The organism is Plantibacter sp. CFBP 8798, from assembly GCF_014841195.1.
Classification (GTDB): Bacteria; Actinomycetota; Actinomycetes; order Actinomycetales; family Microbacteriaceae; genus Plantibacter; species Plantibacter auratus.
In genome coordinates this window covers 281,675-296,641 of sequence record NZ_JACYTS010000004.1, presented here as the reverse complement: position 1 = coordinate 296,641, position 14,967 = coordinate 281,675, and the positions used below count along the sequence as shown (strand labels likewise).

16 protein-coding genes are annotated in these 14,967 nt (G+C 69.2%); 9 read left to right on the top strand and 7 right to left on the bottom strand.

All coding sequences use genetic code 11. The features are described from left to right. The first annotated feature begins 51 nt into the window (after positions 1 to 51). Positions 52 to 681 carry a ComF family protein gene (locus IFU30_RS19015; RefSeq protein WP_206757122.1) on the top strand — a complete coding sequence of 210 codons (630 nt, stop codon included), beginning with the start codon at positions 52 to 54 and terminating at the stop codon, positions 679 to 681. Positions 682 to 822: 141 nt separating this feature from the next. Next, on the top strand, positions 823 to 1,467 hold the full coding sequence (hpf, locus tag IFU30_RS19010; RefSeq protein ID WP_064295235.1) for a ribosome hibernation-promoting factor, HPF/YfiA family: 645 nt from the start codon (positions 823 to 825) through the stop codon (positions 1,465 to 1,467). On the opposite strand, the gene IFU30_RS19005 is transcribed toward hpf, so the two are convergent. Next, complete coding sequence (locus tag IFU30_RS19005; RefSeq protein WP_192006734.1) at positions 1,442 to 2,062, bottom strand: PadR family transcriptional regulator; 621 nt, start codon at positions 2,060 to 2,062, stop codon at positions 1,442 to 1,444. The genes hpf and IFU30_RS19005 overlap by 26 nt on opposite strands. 226 nt (positions 2,063 to 2,288) lie before the next feature. Between IFU30_RS19005 and secA the strand changes: the two genes are divergently transcribed. Next, positions 2,289 to 5,117: a preprotein translocase subunit SecA gene (secA, locus tag IFU30_RS19000; RefSeq protein WP_192006733.1), complete on the top strand. Its 2,829-nt coding sequence runs from the start codon at positions 2,289 to 2,291 to the stop codon at positions 5,115 to 5,117. 94 nt (positions 5,118 to 5,211) lie between these two features. Here the strand turns inward: secA and IFU30_RS18995 are convergent, their stop codons facing one another. After that, on the bottom strand, positions 5,212 to 5,712 hold the full coding sequence (locus IFU30_RS18995) for an Rv3235 family protein (RefSeq protein ID WP_249404928.1): 501 nt from the start codon (positions 5,710 to 5,712) through the stop codon (positions 5,212 to 5,214). Positions 5,713 to 5,859: 147 nt separating this feature from the next. On the opposite strand from IFU30_RS18995, the gene IFU30_RS18990 reads away from it, so the two are divergent. Then, complete coding sequence (locus tag IFU30_RS18990) at positions 5,860 to 6,450, top strand: hypothetical protein (RefSeq protein ID WP_192006730.1); 591 nt, start codon at positions 5,860 to 5,862, stop codon at positions 6,448 to 6,450. A gap of 33 nt (positions 6,451 to 6,483) precedes the next feature. On the opposite strand, the gene IFU30_RS18985 is transcribed toward IFU30_RS18990, so the two are convergent. Next, complete coding sequence (locus tag IFU30_RS18985) at positions 6,484 to 6,780, bottom strand: helix-turn-helix domain-containing protein (RefSeq protein ID WP_079707250.1); 297 nt, start codon at positions 6,778 to 6,780, stop codon at positions 6,484 to 6,486. Positions 6,781 to 6,969: 189 nt separating this feature from the next. On the opposite strand from IFU30_RS18985, the gene IFU30_RS18980 reads away from it, so the two are divergent. The 4 genes from IFU30_RS18980 (at position 6,970) to IFU30_RS18965 (ending at position 11,074) form a co-directional block, all read left to right on the top strand. Next, a complete protein-coding gene (locus IFU30_RS18980) occupies positions 6,970 to 7,626 on the top strand; it encodes a hypothetical protein (protein WP_139382579.1) in 657 nt (218 codons plus the stop codon). Then, positions 7,626 to 8,891, top strand: a complete 1,266-nt coding sequence (locus IFU30_RS18975; protein ID WP_192006728.1) for an AAA family ATPase — start codon at positions 7,626 to 7,628, stop codon at positions 8,889 to 8,891. Before IFU30_RS18980 ends, IFU30_RS18975 begins: the two co-directional genes overlap by 1 nt. 209 nt (positions 8,892 to 9,100) lie before the next feature. Further along, positions 9,101 to 9,436 carry a histone-like nucleoid-structuring protein Lsr2 gene (locus IFU30_RS18970; RefSeq protein WP_085513359.1) on the top strand — a complete coding sequence of 112 codons (336 nt, stop codon included), beginning with the start codon at positions 9,101 to 9,103 and terminating at the stop codon, positions 9,434 to 9,436. A 138-nt stretch (positions 9,437 to 9,574) separates the two neighbouring features. Then, entirely contained in the window at positions 9,575 to 11,074 is a 1,500-nt protein-coding gene (locus IFU30_RS18965) for a sensor histidine kinase (RefSeq protein ID WP_079002802.1), read from the top strand. Between the two features lie 77 nt (positions 11,075 to 11,151). Here IFU30_RS18965 and IFU30_RS18960 read toward each other — a convergent pair whose 3' ends face one another. After that, complete coding sequence (locus IFU30_RS18960; protein WP_056012627.1) at positions 11,152 to 11,400, bottom strand: WhiB family transcriptional regulator; 249 nt, start codon at positions 11,398 to 11,400, stop codon at positions 11,152 to 11,154. Between the two features lie 193 nt (positions 11,401 to 11,593). On the opposite strand from IFU30_RS18960, the gene IFU30_RS18955 reads away from it, so the two are divergent. Beyond that, positions 11,594 to 12,019 (top strand): hypothetical protein, encoded by a 426-nt coding sequence (locus tag IFU30_RS18955; RefSeq protein ID WP_137243338.1) that lies wholly within the window; start codon positions 11,594 to 11,596, stop codon positions 12,017 to 12,019. Between the two features lie 38 nt (positions 12,020 to 12,057). Here IFU30_RS18955 and bcp read toward each other — a convergent pair whose 3' ends face one another. The 3 genes from bcp to aroA are packed head-to-tail and all read right to left on the bottom strand — an operon-like array spanning position 12,058 to position 14,966. Next, positions 12,058 to 12,537, bottom strand: a complete 480-nt coding sequence (bcp, locus tag IFU30_RS18950) for a thioredoxin-dependent thiol peroxidase (RefSeq protein ID WP_192006726.1) — start codon at positions 12,535 to 12,537, stop codon at positions 12,058 to 12,060. Positions 12,538 to 12,550: 13 nt separating this feature from the next. After that, on the bottom strand, positions 12,551 to 13,612 hold the full coding sequence (rsgA, locus tag IFU30_RS18945; protein WP_192006724.1) for a ribosome small subunit-dependent GTPase A: 1,062 nt from the start codon (positions 13,610 to 13,612) through the stop codon (positions 12,551 to 12,553). A gap of 4 nt (positions 13,613 to 13,616) precedes the next feature. Beyond that, positions 13,617 to 14,966 (bottom strand): 3-phosphoshikimate 1-carboxyvinyltransferase, encoded by a 1,350-nt coding sequence (gene aroA, locus IFU30_RS18940; protein WP_085513349.1) that lies wholly within the window; start codon positions 14,964 to 14,966, stop codon positions 13,617 to 13,619. Between the last annotated feature and the right edge of the window lies 1 nt (position 14,967).

The window sequence follows — 14,967 nt, the reverse complement described above, 5'->3', positions numbered from 1 at the left end:
AGCACGCCCCTCGCTCATGCCCGCGAGGCCTGCCTGGACGCATGGGCCCTCGTGGTCCCGGTCACGTGCGCCGGATGCGGTGCGCCGGACCGCGGGCTGTGCGACGACTGCCGCAGGCGTCTGGTCCGACCGGCGGCCCCCGACGACGACGCCCACTTCGTGCGGTGGAACGGTGCGGACGGTACCCCCGGTCTCGCCGCCCGTCGCTACGACGAGTTCGTCGGCGCCATCCTCCTCGCCTACAAGGAGGATGCCCGGACCGGCCTCGTCCGACCGCTGGCCGCCGCACTCGAACCGGCGTTCCGGTCCGCCATGCTCGAGGCGAGCCGGGCGATGGGCGGCGTCTCGCCGGAGATCGCGACGATCCCGGCCAGACGACGCGCCGCCCGCGATCGGGGCTTCCACCCGGTGGAGCAGCTCGTGCGCCGGCTCGGCGCCAGACCGTCGCGCCCGCTGCGATGGGCGCGGGAGCCCGCCGACCAGCGGGACTTCGGCCGGGCGGAGCGTCTGGAGAACCTCGCCGAGGCCCTGGTCGCGCCACGGCGGCTCGACGGGCGCCGCTTCCTGCTCGTGGAGGACGTCGTCACGACGGGCGCGACCGTCGGGGAAGCGGTCCGGGCGATGCACGACGGCGGTGGCCTCGTCGTCGGCGTCGTGGCCCTCGCCAGGGTCGGACCGTGAACGGACGGTGGGTCACGAGGCCGGAAGATGAACGTTCCCTGAACACCGCTGATGACTTCCGCAGGCTCGGGCACTACGGTTGCAGAACGGCGTGAAAGGACCGCCCGGGACCGGGTGGTCAGCCGGATGAGGAGGTCGAACGTGGATATCAACATCGTCGGACTTGGACTCGGCATCACCGATCGGTTCCGCGAGTACGCGACCGAGAAGGCGGAGAAGGTCGCCCATCTGGTCGAGCAGGCGCAGTCGCTCGACATCAAGGTGTCCCGCCATCACGACGCCAACGGACGCAAGGGCGAGGACCGCGTCGAGCTGACGCTCGTCGGCCCCGGACCATTGGTCCGTGCGGAGTCGACCGGCTCCGACAAGTACGTGGCCTTCGATCTCGCGATCGCGCGGATGCTCGAGCGCGTCCGCCGCTCGAAGGACCGCAAGAAGGAGCACCGCGGCAAGCACCGCACCTCCCTGCACGCCGCCAGCAGCGAGGGGTTCAGCGGCGTCGACATCACTCCTGCCGCGCCGGAGCTGCTCGAGCAGGTCGCGACCGGCAGCGTCGCGACGCTGACCCACGAGGACGAGGAGCAGGAGGCGTACTCGCCCGTCGTCATCCGCACGAAGGAGTTCCCCGCGGAGTGGATGAGCGTCGAGGACGCCGTTGACCGCATGGAACTCGTCGGCCACGACTTCTTCCTGTTCATCGACGCCTCGTCGGAGCGGGCGAGCGTCGTGTACCGCCGCAAGGGCTGGGACTACGGCGTGATCAGCCTCGAGGACGGCTCGAACTAGCGTCCTGCACCCCGACCGACGCGGTCGCCCGGTTCGCCGGGCGGCCGCGTCGTGGCATGTCGGTGGCGACGTCGAAGACGGCGTCGTGTACCCGCAGGCGTGCCGAGGTCACCTCGAGCCAGTCGAGCTCGGCCAGGGAGCGTCGCCGTCTGGCTTCGAGCCCGATCCACGCGATGTCACCCTGCGGCGTCGCGGGGAGCGTCGACAGATCCTCGTCGAGCTGCTGCACGAGATCGAGCGCCCACGCGCGTTGGACGGCGATGACCCCGAACACGTCGACGCCGTCGAGTGACGCCGCGAGGGCGACCTTGTTCGGGAGTTCGTCTCGCGAAGCGCTCGCCGTGACGGGTGTCGCCCACCAGCGTTCGAGGACGTCGCGCCCGTCGGCGGTGATGCGGTAGAAGACATGCCCCTGCGCATCCACGGCGGCCCGCTCGACGAGCTTGTCCCGCTCGAGACGATCGAGGGTCGCATAGGCCTGGCCGACGTTGAGCGGTGTGTCGGGTGTCGTCCGCCGGTCGAACTCACCGCGCAGACGGTACCCGTAGTCGTCGCCGAGCGCGAGGATCGCGAGCAGACCGTGCTTGACCGACATCGAACCTCCATGAAATACCTACGCCGTAGGTGTCGCCAGCCTAGTGACCCGTCCGTCCCGCGCTGCGGCGGCGCTCCGTCGACATCCGTCCGCCCCTCGATACACAGCGTCCACTCAAGGGACTCCCCGCTAACATGTTCAGAGGACTGCCCCGTTCTGGTGCACCCCGTCCGTCCCGGTCAGTCGACCAGGACGGAGATCAGGAACACGTAATGGAGAGCAATTCGTGGCCTCACCACTTGAGAAGATCCTTCGCGTCGGCGAAGGTCGCATCCTCCGGAAGCTGACCAGCCTCACGAAGGCGGTCAATGCCCTCGAGGACGACTTCACGGAGTTGAGCGACGAGGAGCTGAAGAGCGAGACCGTCGAGCTGCGCGAGCGCTTCGAGAACGGCGAGACCCTCGACGACCTCCTTCCCGAAGCCTTCGCCGCGGTGCGCGAAGCTGCACGCCGCACGATCGGCATGCGCCACTTCGACGTCCAGATCATGGGTGGCGCCGCGCTGCACCTCGGCAACATCGCCGAGATGAAGACCGGTGAGGGCAAGACGCTCGTCGCGACCCTCCCGGCCTACCTCAACGCCATCGCCGGCAAGGGCGTGCACATCGTCACAGTGAACGACTACCTCGCGTCGTACCAGTCGGAGATCATGGGGCGCGTCTTCCGCGCGCTCGGCATGACGACCGGCGTGATCGTCGAGGGTCAGACGCCGGAGCAGCGCCGCGAGCAGTATGCGGCCGACATCACCTACGGCACGAACAACCAGTTCGGGTTCGACTACCTCCGCGACAACATGGCGTGGCAGGCCAAGGACATGGTCCAGCGCGGTCACTTCTTCGCCGTGGTCGACGAGGTCGACTCCATCCTCATCGACGAGGCACGGACCCCGCTCATCATCTCCGGGAAGGCCTCCGGCGAGGCGAACCGCTGGTTCCAGGAGTTCGCCCGGCTCGCGGTGCGACTCGAGCCCGGTGAGGACTTCGAGGTCGACGAGAAGAAGCGCACCGTCGGCGTGCTCGAGCCCGGCATCGAGAAGGTCGAGGACTACCTCGGCATCGACAACCTCTACGAGTCCGCCAACACCCCGCTCATCTCCTTCCTGAACAACGCGATCAAGGCCCGCGCGCTCTTCAAGAAGGACAAGGACTACGTCGTGATGAACGGCGAGGTGCTGATCGTCGACGAGCACACCGGGCGCATCCTGGTCGGACGTCGCTACAACGAGGGCATCCACCAGGCGATCGAGGCCAAGGAGGGCGTGGCCGTCCAGGCCGAGAACCAGACCCTCGCGACCGTGACGCTCCAGAACTACTTCCGTCTCTACGAGAAGCTGTCCGGTATGACCGGTACGGCCGAGACCGAGGCGGCGGAGTTCATGTCGACGTACAAGCTCGGCGTCGTCCCGATCCCGACCAACCGCCCCATGCAGCGCATCGACCAGTCGGACCTCGTGTACAAGAACGAGGAGGCGAAGTTCGCGCAGGTCGTCGAGGACATCGTCGAGCGCCACGAGCAGGGCCAGCCGGTCCTCGTCGGCACGACGAGCGTCGAGAAGAGCGAGTACCTGTCGAGGCTCCTCGCCAAGAAGGGCGTCAAGCACGAGGTCCTCAACGCGAAGAACCACGCGCGTGAGGCCGCGATCATCGCCCAGGCCGGTCGACTCGGCTCGGTCACCGTCGCCACCAACATGGCCGGTCGTGGAACCGACATCATGCTCGGCGGCAACGCCGAGTTCCTCGCCGTCGCGGAGATGAACGCCAAGGGTCTCAGCCCGATCGACACCCCCGAGGAGTACGAGGCCGCGTGGGACGAGGTCTTCACCGAGGTGAAGGCCGCGGTCAAGGAGGAGGCCGACAAGGTCATCGACGCCGGCGGACTCTACGTCCTCGGTACCGAGCGCCACGAGTCGCGCCGCATCGACAACCAGCTGCGCGGTCGCTCCGGCCGTCAGGGCGACCCCGGCGAGAGCCGGTTCTACCTGTCCCTCACCGACGACCTCATGCGCCTCTTCAACGCCGGAGCCGCGGAGAGCCTCATGGGGCGCCAGAACGTGCCGGACGACCTCGCGATCGAGTCGAAGATCGTCAGCCGCGCGATCCGCAGCGCCCAGTCGCAGGTCGAGGCGCGGAACGCGGAGATCCGCAAGAACGTGCTCAAGTACGACGACGTCCTCAACCGGCAGCGCGAGGCGATCTACTCCGACCGCCGCCACATCCTCGAGGGCGACGACCTCCACGATCGCGCACAGCAGTTCCTGGAGAGCGTCGTCGACGACGTCCTCGACGAGCACACCGGCGAGGGCAACGGCGACGACTGGGACTTCGACGCACTCTGGGCCGAACTGAAGACGCTCTACCCCGTCGGCCTGACGATCGACGAGGTCGTCCAGGAGGCGGGGACGAAGGGGCGGATCAACCGCGACTTCATGCGCCGCGAGATCCTCTCCGACGCCAAGCTCGCGTACACCAACCGCGAGGAGTCGCTCGGTGCCCCGGCGATGCGCGAACTCGAGCGCCGCGTCGTCCTCCAGGTGATCGACCGTCGCTGGCGCGACCACCTGTACGAGATGGACTACCTGAAGGACGGCATCGGTCTGCGGGCCATGGCGCAGCGCGACCCGCTGGTCGAGTACCAGCGCGAGGGCTACGCGATGTTCCAGCAGATGATGGGGCAGATCCGCGAGGAGAGCGTCGGCTTCCTCTTCAACCTCGAGGTCGAGGTCGCCGGCGAGGTCGATGCGGGCACCGCTGCACCGGCGATCACGGCCAAGGGCCTGACACAGGAGACCCCCGACACCGAGAAGCTCAGTTACTCCGCTCCGAGTGAGCAGGGTGGGGTCGAGGTCCGCAACCAGCGCGGGCAGATCGAGAAGGCGGCCACCGAACGCGCACAGCGGCTCCAGCAGACGAACCGTCCCGCCGGCGATGCGGCTGCGGCGACGAAGGCCGCCCCGGCCGCGAAGGCGTCGCGCGGGGCTTTCGGTCAGCAGTCCGAGGTGCCTGCGGCTGCTCCGAGCAACCGTTCGGACCGTCGGAAGCAGGGCAAGAAGAAGTAGGCCCACGCCGGAACGAACGGGAGCCCTCCGGACCATGGTGACGTCGGTTCGGAGGGCTCCCGTCTGTCGGTTGCGGGCGGATGTGCAGCGGCGGTCAGAGCACGCTCACCGAGGTCGCCCGCCAGCGGCCGTCCAAGCCCTCCAGCCGGATGGCCACGGCTCGGGACCGTGCTCGTCCGTGGACGATGACCACGGACTCGACGACGCCGTCGCGTGGCTCGGAGACGGTCACGGTGCCGATGGAGACGACCGGGACGGTGCCCGGGACACCGCGGACGCGTCGTGCCCGTTCGGCGAGGATCACGCGCTTCAGCAGGACGGTGTGCACGTCGGCGGTGATCCACCGCGCGAGCTGTGTGAGGTCGCGGGCTCCGGCGATCACCTCGATCACGCTCCGCGTGAGGTTCTCGAGCAGTGGTCGCGGATCAGGGAGTTCGGCTCGGGGCGCCGGCTGCGGCGCGAAGTAGTCGTCAGCGCCGGTGCGCGCCGCCGCCCGCATCTCCGGCGTGCGTCGCTCGGGGAGCGGAGGCGCCGGCCGGAGGCGAGCCGTGCGTGCTTCGGGCTCGTCGTCGTCGTGCCGGGCAACGGTGCTCATGGGGCCTCCGAGGGGTGAGCGGTCGCCACGAGTCGGGCGACCAGAATCTGACATGTCACACTCATCATGTCAGTTCCCTGGTGTCCAGGACCAGGGGTCTGTGGAGAACGCAGGACGTCGCCGCCCTCTGCGCACTACCGTCGGCGTATGCGTTGGGACAGCCTGTTCGACGATCTCGCCGGTCAGCTCGACGACGAGCTCGCCGTCGACGACGACGCCGTCCGCATCGAGGCCGAGCGGCTTCGGCGTGGGCGTCTCATCCTCCGCGAGCGGCTGGTCGCCCTCTGCGGCGACGCCGACGCACCAGGCCCGCTCGTCGTCGAACTCGTCGACGGGACGACCTGGCGGCTGCGGGTCCGGAGCATCGGGAAGGACTGGTTGCAGGCCGATTCCGGTACCCCGGGCGGCCGAGAGGTGGTCGTCCCGCTCGATGCGATCGCGGCGATCGCCATGACGCAGACGCAGATCGATTGGAGTCTCGACGACGTCGCGGTCCGCGAACCGCGACTGCTCGACCGCCTCACCGTCTCGTTCCTGCTCCGTGATCTGTGCCGACGCCGTGCAGCAGTGATCGTGCGGACCCGGACGGGGAGCTGGACGGGCACGGTCGACCGGGTGGGCCGCGACCATCTGGATCTGGCCGTCCACGAGCCAGGGTCGCCGCGCCGCAGCCGGAGCATCGAGCAGATCCGCGTCATCGTGCTCGCTGAGGTCGTCGTCGTCGAGCGTGCCGCCTGAGGCGGCGCGTCGGACGCTTGCCGGAACCGGGGCTCAGCCGAGGGGCGGCACGGGCCGGAGCATCGGGGCGCCGGTGAACTCGGCGAGTTCGGTGAGCTGGGCCTGGTGCCAGAGGCCTGCACGACGTGCCTCCTCGTACTGACCGCTGATGAAGGCTTCGAGTGCCGGGAACTCGATGCGCCACGGTCCGCTGCGCCCGATCCGGATGGCGGGCAGCTCACCGCTCGAGATGAGCTCGGCCACGTGCTGGGCCGAGACGTTCAAGACCTCGGCCGTATCGGCGACGGTGAGGAAGCGACCGAGCGGGGCCGCATCGCGCTGCGATTCCATTCCTCGATTATCCTCTCGCGCGGGCGGCGTCCGCCGGGCTGTGGATAACTTCGGCGCGATGTCCGGAGCCCGGGCAGCATGGGACCGGAGGCGGCGCACGGGGTGCCCATGAAGGAGGAGACGGTGCGGGGAATCGAGCGGGGACACGGATCGGAGTCGGGAGGAGCGCGAATCGACGGCGGGGAGCGGATGACCGACCGTCTCGCCGGACTGCGTCATGGTGTCGGCGGACGGCAGGTGTCCCGGTCGCGCATCTGGGTGGACCCACGCTTCCTGGTGGGCCTCATGCTGGTGGTCGCGTCGATCCTGGGAGTGTGGTGGCTCGTCACGACCTCGAGTCGGACGACCCCGGTGTATGCGGCGTCCGAGACGCTGACGCCCGGAACGCGGCTCGACCGCTCCTCACTCCAGGTGATCGACGCACGTCTGGGGTCGGTCGAGGGCGGGTACCTCGGAGCTGGAGCGGCACCGCCGCCGGGGATCGTCGTCACGCGGACGATCGCAGCGGGGGAGCTCGTGCCGCTCGACGCGCTCGGCGAGGCGAGCGCCGTCGGCGTGACCACGCTCGTCGTCGAACCGGCCGGGCGGCTCGGCGCCGACATCGTGCCGGGGACCGTCGTCGACCTCTGGGCGGCCGCGCCGGACGGCGACGGGTACGGTGTCCCGGAGGTGCTGGTCTCGGCCGCGACCGTCGTCCGGGTCGGCGAGGACGAAGGGCTCCTGTCGGGTCGTGGTTCGGTCGCCCTCGAGCTCGCGGTCCCGCGCTCCGCCGTCGCGACGGTGCTCTCGGCGACGGCGGCGGCGCACCTACTGTCCGTGGTCCCCACCGAGCCCGGCGAACGCTGATGCTGCGCGTCGGACTCGCCCTCGATCCACGGGTCGAGGGTGAGATCCTCGCGACGATGCTCGACCTCGGACACCGCGTCGCCTGGCGCTGTCACGACGGCGCCGAACTCGAGGATCGCGTCGGCGCCGGTACGCCCGTCGACGTGCTGCTCGTGTCACCCGGGGCCGACCGCCTGCGCGCCGAACTCATCGACCTCGCGGACCGCGTGGGCACGAGGGTCGTGGCGCTCGCGTCCGGCGAGTCCGAACGGCGCCATGCGGCTGGGCTCGGTCTCGTCGACATCGTCCTCCTGCCGGTCGATCCCGAGGAGCTCGATCGGAGCATCGCGCCGCTCGACCTCGGCGGCGACAGCCCTCGTCCGGTCGCCCAGGCCGCAGGGCGGGTCATCGCCGTGTGGGGTGCGGCCGGGTCGCCCGGCACGACCACCGTCGCCGCAGGCATCGCCAGTGAGCTCGCTGCGCGCGGCCGCCGGGTCGTCCTCATCGATGCGGACACCTACGGGTCATCCGTCGCGGCCATGCTCGGCCTCCTCGACGAGGCACCCGGGTTCGCCGCGGCCTGCCGACTGGCCGGAAGTGGGGCGCTCGACATCGAGCAGCTCGAGCGGATCGCGGTCGTCCATCCGTCGCCGTCCGGCGCGTTCCGGGTCCTGACCGGCATCTCGCGCGCGGCACGCTGGACGGAACTGTCGACCGAACGCGTCGCGACGACCATCGAACGGTGCCGGGCGTGGATGGACGACATCGTGATCGACACGGCGTTCTGCCTGGAGGCGGACGAGGAGATCTCGAGCGACCTGTTCGCGCCCAGACGGAACGGGGCGGCGTTCGCCGTCCTCGGGTCCGCAGACCGGGTGGTCGAGGTCGGTGCGGCAGACCCGGTCGGGGTCACGAGGCTGCTCCGCGGCCACGCGGAACTCGTCGAACTCGTCGACCCGTCGCGCATCTCGGTGGTGGTGAACCGGATGCGTGGCGTCGCGCTCGGTACCGGCCCGGCCGGTCAATTGGCGTCCACGCTCTCCCGTTTCGGCGGGATCGAGGCGGCCGCGCTCCTGCCGGAGGACCAGCGGGTGGTGGACGCCGCGGTGATCGCGGGGAGGAGCCTCCGCGACCAGGCCCCGCGCGGGGCGCTGCCCGTCGCGTTGCGGCGGTTCGTGTCCACCCTCCTGGACCAGGAGCCGGCGCCGGTGCGCGACCGCTCGCGGCGCTCGGCGGGTGGAGCACGCGGGCGTCGTGCGCGGAGTCGGTCACGCCGAGCGGAATAGTCTCGACAGATTCACTCAATACAATTGGGCGATCAACCGAATATGCATTGGCCCGCCGATATATGCATCTGCATTCTTCTCCGAAGCATCGCTATCCGTTGGGTGATGAATTACTTCGGTATCGTGTCGGTATTCAAATTCGCTTGGTGGTGTTCGATATGATCGGATAACCGTCGGACCCACCACGGATATCTTCAGGAGGACCCCCCATGGCTCAGAAAGTCATCACCACATACATCGACGATCTCGACGGCAGCGAACTCGCTTCCGGTGCAGGAGAGACCGTCCGGTTCGCGATCGACGGAACCGAATACGAGATCGATCTCGGGGCAGACAATGCGAAGAACCTCCGCGAGTCGCTGAAGCCCTACATCGGAGCCGGACGCCCGGTCAAGCGTGGGCGCCGCACCTCGAGCACCAGCACCCGCAACAGCGCCGAGAACCTCGCCGCGATCCGCGAGTGGGCCGCGAAGAACGGGCACGCCGTGTCGTCGCGCGGACGCATCCCTCAGGCGGTCCAGGACGCCTACCGCGCAGCCAACTGACCCATCACGTCCGGCGACGGCGCTCAGCGGCCCCCCACGGGCCGCTGAGCCCCGTCGCCGTTCCACGCCTGCCTGACAGTGGTCGTCAGGGCACGCTCGGCGCACTCGGTGTCGGCCGGCCGAGCCTAGACTGGAATCGTGTCGACGCTCAGTGATCTCGTTCTCGCCCAGGGCCGCTCCAGTGCGGCCGACGTGGAGTGGCTGCACATGCTGCTCGCGGACAGCCAACTCCTCGCGGATCTGGCGTTCGCCGATATCGTCATCTGGGTACCGACCGATTCCGGCAGTTTCATAGCGGTCGCGCATTCGCGTCCGTCGAGTGCCGCGACACTCTTCTATCGCGACTTCGTCGGGCAATCCATCAAGCAGGAATGGCGCAAGCAGGTCACCGACTGTTTCGAGAGTGGACGGATCATCGAGTCGTCAGCACCGGACTGGTACGAAGAGACCCCGACCAGGGTTCGTGCCGTACCCGTCGCCCGGCGGATATCTCCGACCGAGACGACCAATGCCGACGGACCGATCGCGGTCATCACCCGCCACACCAATCTCGGTGAGGCTCGGACGCCCAGCCGCCAGGAACTCACGTTCAACGACTGCGCGAGCGACCTGTTCGAGATGATCGCGGTCGGCGACTTCCCGGATCTCGGAGCGCCGACCGGACCGCGCCGGGGTGCGCCGCGCGCGAGCGACGGCCTGATCCGTCTCGATGTCGACGGCACCGTCACCTTCGCCAGCCCCAACGCGCTCTCGGCCTTCAACCGGATCGGATTCGCCGAAGAACTCGAGGGCGAGTCGCTCGCGGACGTCACGACCCATCTGCTCTCCGGGACGGGGACCGTCACCGTCGACGAGTCCCTGCCACTCGTCGTCACCGGTCGGGCGCCGTGGCGGACCGACATCGAGGACAAGGGCGTGACGGTCTCCCTCCGGGCGATCCCGTTGCGGAGCCGCGGTGAGCGGGTCGGCGCGATCGTGCTCTGCCGCGACGTCAGCGAACTGCGTCACCAGGAGCAGGAACTCATCACCAAGGACGCGACGATCCGCGAGATCCACCACCGGGTGAAGAACAACCTCCAGACGGTCGCGTCGCTCCTGCGGATCCAGGCCAGGCGGACGCACTCGGAGGACGCCCACGACGCCCTCACGCAGGCCATGCGGCGCGTGGCCGCCATCGCGGTCGTGCACGACACGCTGTCCGAGGGGCTCAATCAGAACGTCGACTTCGACGAGGTCTTCGAGCGCGTGCTCCTGCTCATCGCCGAAGTGGCGAGCTCGCACAACACCACGGTCCGCCCGAAGTCCTCCGGCTCGTTCGGCGTGCTCCCGAGCGAGTACGCGACGCCACTCGCCCTCGCGCTCACCGAACTCGTCACCAACGCGGTGGAGCACGGACTGAACGGCCGCGACGGCGACGTGGAGATCACGGCCGACCGCACGGACGAGCTGCTGAGCGTGCAGGTCCGCGACAACGGCGTGGGGCTCCCGGAGGGGAAGGTCGGGTCCGGTCTCGGCACCCAGATCGTGCGGACGCTCATCCAGGGTGAATTGGGCGGGACCATCGACTGGCACACGCTCATGGGGAGCGGAACCGAGGTCACGATCGCGATCCCGATGCGCTGGGTCGCCAAGAGCTGAGGTCCTGGTCGGTCACGAACGGCCGCAGACATGCGAGAACCCCGGGGCCGTTCGGCACCCGGGGTTCTCGTCTGCGACTAGGAGGCGCGGCGAGCGCGAGCAGCGCGACGCTTGAGGGCGCGACGCTCGTCTTCGCTGAGGCCGCCCCACACGCCGGAGTCCTGGCCGGTCTCGAGCGCGTACTGGAGGCACAGCTCCGTGACACTGCAGGTGGCGCACACGGCCTTCGCCTTGTCGATCTGATCGACCGCCGGACCGGTGTTCCCGACCGGGAAGAACAATTCCGGGTCGACGGTCAGGCAGGCAGCTTTATCGCGCCAATCCATAGGGGAGCTCCTTTTATTGCATGGTGAGATTTCTTCAACCGAGTGAGGGGTCTCGGGAAGCGAAAGCCGAAATGCGAGGGGGATGATCGTCCGGGATTCGGGATCTGTCCACACCCTCGTGGACCTCATGTCGGCCTCAAACATGGTTTCATATCGGTAAGAGCAAATCAATAGTCAAGTTTGGGTGAACCCTGTGAGTACCGATCGAAACGCCGCCTCCGCTCCGAACCCGGAGGAGCGTCGTCGTCCGGCGGTGTTGGCCTTCATCGTCCTGCTCGTCGCCGAGGCGCTGCTCATGATCGGTCTCTCGGCCTGGTTCCTCTTCGAGCTGGTCGCGGCGACGCCGGCCTCGTTCACGAGCGCGCTGGCGATCTTCGTGATCCTGCTCATCGCCACGGCGTTCGTCACGGCGCTCGCGCTCGGCGCGATCCGCGGACGGAGCTGGATCCGCGGGGGAGCGGTCACCTGGCAGCTCGTGCAGATCGCCGTCGCCGTCGGCGCGTTCCAAGGGGTCTTCGCGCAACCCGCGATCGGGTGGTTCCTGCTGCTGCCGTCGCTGGCCGTCCTCGGGCTCCTGTTCACGCCCGCGGTCGCCGCCGTGACCCGACGCGAGATCTGAGCGCAACGCGTCGGTCGTGATGGTCCAGCAGCGACGCGTCAGGCGTCGAGGCCGAGGGCCTTGCGGAGGCTCTTCACGTGGCCGGTGGCCTTGACGTTGTACCGGGCGAGGGTGAGGGTGCCCGTCTCGTCGATGACGAACGTCGAGCGGAGGACCCCCGTGACGATACGTCCGTACGAGTTCTTCTCACCGTAGGCTCCGTACGCCTGGTGGACCGTCAGCTCCGGGTCGCTGAGGAGCGGGAACGTGAGCCCGTCCTCCTCCTGGAAGGCCTTGAGCTTCTCGACGGAGTCCTTCGAGACGCCGAGCACCACGTACCCCGCACCGCCGAGCGATGCGAGGTTGTCGCGGAAGTCGCACGCCTGGGTGGTGCAGCCGGGCGTCATCGCGGCGGGGTAGAAGTAGAGGATCACCCGTCGTCCAGCGAAGTCGGACAGGGACACGCTGGCGCCGTCCTGGTCGGTGAGGGTGAACGCGGGGGCCGGGTCGCCGGCGGAGAGACGGAGGGGTTCAGGCATACCCCAAGCCTAGTCAGGAGTACTGGTCGGCTTTGATCGTCGCGAAGGTGCCCAGCAGCCGCTGGAGCGAGTCGAGGCGTGCCGGGCCGTTCTCCCCGAGCCGCCCCTCGGCGACGGCCTCGATGATCGCGCAGTCGGGGGCGTCGGGCAGATGGGTGCAGCCGCGTGGGCACTCGAGCGCGATCTCCGCGAGGTCGGTGAACGACTTCAGGATGTTGGCGGTGTCGACGTGTCCGAGACCGAACGATCGGACGCCCGGGGTGTCGATGACCCACCCGGATCCTCGGGGCGCCTCGATGCGCAGCGAGACGGTCGACGAGGAGGTGTGGCGGCCACGCCCGGTGACGACGTTCACATGCCCTGTGGCGCGCTCAGCGGTCGGGACGAGGGCGTTGACGAGGGTGGACTTGCCGACGCCCGAGTGGCCGACGAAGACCGTGTCGTGGCCGATGAGGGCCTCGGTGATCTCGGCCAGGGGGACGTCGTCCTCCCGGCTGCGGAACACGCGCAGGCCGAGCCCGGCGAAGTTCGCGAGGAACTCGTCGGGGTCCTGGAGGTCCGTCTTCGTGATGCAGAGGATCGGGGTGATCCCCGCGTCGTAGGCGGCGACGAGATAACGGTCGACGAGTCGGGCCCGTGGTTCGGGGTTCGCCGCAGCCACGACGATGAGCATCTGGTCGGCGTTGGCGACGACGACGCGCTCCATGGCGTCGGTGTCGTCGCCACTGCGGCGGAGCAGCGTCGTGCGCGGCACGATCCGCACGATGCGCGACAGCGTGCCCTCGGCACCCGAGGTGTCGCCGACGACATCGACCCGGTCGCCGGTCACGATGGCCTGCTTACGGAGTTCACGAGCGCGGGTCGACGTCAGGACGCGCTCCTCGGGCGTGCCTTCGTCGAGGAGCACGGTGTAGCGACCGCGGTCGACCGCGAGGACGCGTGCGGTCAGTGCATCGAGGTGCTCGGGCCGCGTCTTCGTCCGTGGGCGGTTCGCCTTCGGGTTCGGCCGCATCCTGATGCTCGACTCGTCGAGTTCCGGCTCGTCGTCGTCGACGCCGTCGTCCCACCAGCTCATCGGCTCAGCCCCCGAGCATCGCGTGCCACAGTTCGGTGAACTGCGGGAGCGTCTTCGCGGTCGTGGCGACGTTCTCGATGGTGACCCCGGGCACGACGAGACCGAGGATCGCTCCCGTGGTCGCCATGCGGTGGTCGTGGTAGCTCGACCACTCGCCGCCGTGGAGGGGGCGCGGCTCGATGCGGAGGCCGTCCGGCAGCTCCGTGACGGCGCCCCCGAGCTTGTTGATCTCCGTCGCGAGGGCCGCGAGGCGGTCGGTCTCGTGGTGACGGATGTGCCCGATGCCCGTGATGGTCGACGGTCCGTCGGCGAGTGCCGCGAGCGCGGTGAGGGCGGGCGCGAGCTCGCCGCCGGTGGTCAGGTCGAGGTCGACCGCGGTGATCCGCTCGCCGCCGGTGACGGTGAGGCGGTCGCCGTCCAGGGTGACCGTCGCGCCGAAGCGGGGCAGGAGGTCCGCCAGGTCGGCACCGACCTGGGTGGTGGAGGTGGGCCAGCCGCGGAGCGTGACGCTTCCGCCGGTGACGAGCGCCGCCGCGAGGAACGGTGCGGCGTTGGAGAGGTCGGGCTCGAGGTCGACGTCGAGCGCGGCGATCGTGCCGGGGGCGACGACCCACTCACCGACAGCCGGTTGTTCCACGGTGACCCCGCGGGCCGCGAGGGCCGCGATGGTCATCTCGATGTGTGGCAGGCTCGGCAGACGCTCGCCCTCGTGGACGAGGTGGAGACCCTGCTCGAAGCGGGCCGCGGCCAGCAGGAGGCCGGAAACGAACTGGCTCGACGACGACGCGTCGATCGTGAGCTTGCCACCCGCGACCGTGCCTGTGCCGTGCACCGTGAAGGGGAGCGCCTTCCGGCCGTCGTCGCTGATGTCGACGCCGAGCGCCTGGAGCGAGCCGATCATGGTGGCCATCGGCCGGTTCCTGGCCGAGGGGTCGGCGTCGAACACGGTCGGCCCGAGGGCGAGGGCGGCCAGCGGAGGAACGAACCGCATGACGGTGCCGGCGAGCCCGCACTCGACGGTCGTGCTGCCGAACAGCTCACCCGGCGTGACGAGCCAGTCCTTGCCGAACGCGCCCGACGCCGGTCGCTCGACGATGGTGGTCCCGAGTGCGCGCAGCGCCTCGACCATGTTGGTGCTGTCCATCGAGTGGAGCGGGGCGCGCAGGAGGGAGGGCCCGTCGGCCAGAGCGGCCAGGACGAGCTCGCGGTTCGTGAGCGACTTCGAGCCCGGGAGCGAGACGGTCGCGTCGACCGGACCGCCCGCGACGGGCGCCGGCCAGGCTGCGTCGTCGTGCTCGGGTTCGGCATCGCCGTACACGTCGAAATCTGGTGCGGAATACGGATTGGTCAACATT

Excerpts from the sequence above, each read along its gene's own strand:
- IFU30_RS19005 (WP_192006734.1), bottom strand. The coding sequence starts at position 2,062 with ATGTCGGTCAAGCACGGTCTGCTCGCGATCCTCGCGCTCGGCGACGAC.
- IFU30_RS18995 (WP_249404928.1), bottom strand. The coding sequence starts at position 5,712 with ATGAGCACCGTTGCCCGGCACGACGACGACGAGCCCGAAGCACGCACG.
- IFU30_RS18990 (WP_192006730.1), top strand. The coding sequence starts at position 5,860 with ATGCGTTGGGACAGCCTGTTCGACGATCTCGCCGGTCAGCTCGACGAC.
- IFU30_RS18985 (WP_079707250.1), bottom strand. The coding sequence starts at position 6,780 with ATGGAATCGCAGCGCGATGCGGCCCCGCTCGGTCGCTTCCTCACCGTC.
- IFU30_RS18980 (WP_139382579.1), top strand. The coding sequence starts at position 6,970 with ATGACCGACCGTCTCGCCGGACTGCGTCATGGTGTCGGCGGACGGCAG.
- IFU30_RS18975 (WP_192006728.1), top strand. The coding sequence starts at position 7,626 with ATGCTGCGCGTCGGACTCGCCCTCGATCCACGGGTCGAGGGTGAGATC.
- IFU30_RS18970 (WP_085513359.1), top strand. The coding sequence starts at position 9,101 with ATGGCTCAGAAAGTCATCACCACATACATCGACGATCTCGACGGCAGC.
- IFU30_RS18960 (WP_056012627.1), bottom strand. The coding sequence starts at position 11,400 with ATGGATTGGCGCGATAAAGCTGCCTGCCTGACCGTCGACCCGGAATTG.
- bcp (WP_192006726.1), bottom strand. The coding sequence starts at position 12,537 with ATGCCTGAACCCCTCCGTCTCTCCGCCGGCGACCCGGCCCCCGCGTTC.
- rsgA (WP_192006724.1), bottom strand. The coding sequence starts at position 13,612 with ATGAGCTGGTGGGACGACGGCGTCGACGACGACGAGCCGGAACTCGAC.
- aroA (WP_085513349.1), bottom strand. The coding sequence starts at position 14,966 with ATGTTGACCAATCCGTATTCCGCACCAGATTTCGACGTGTACGGCGAT.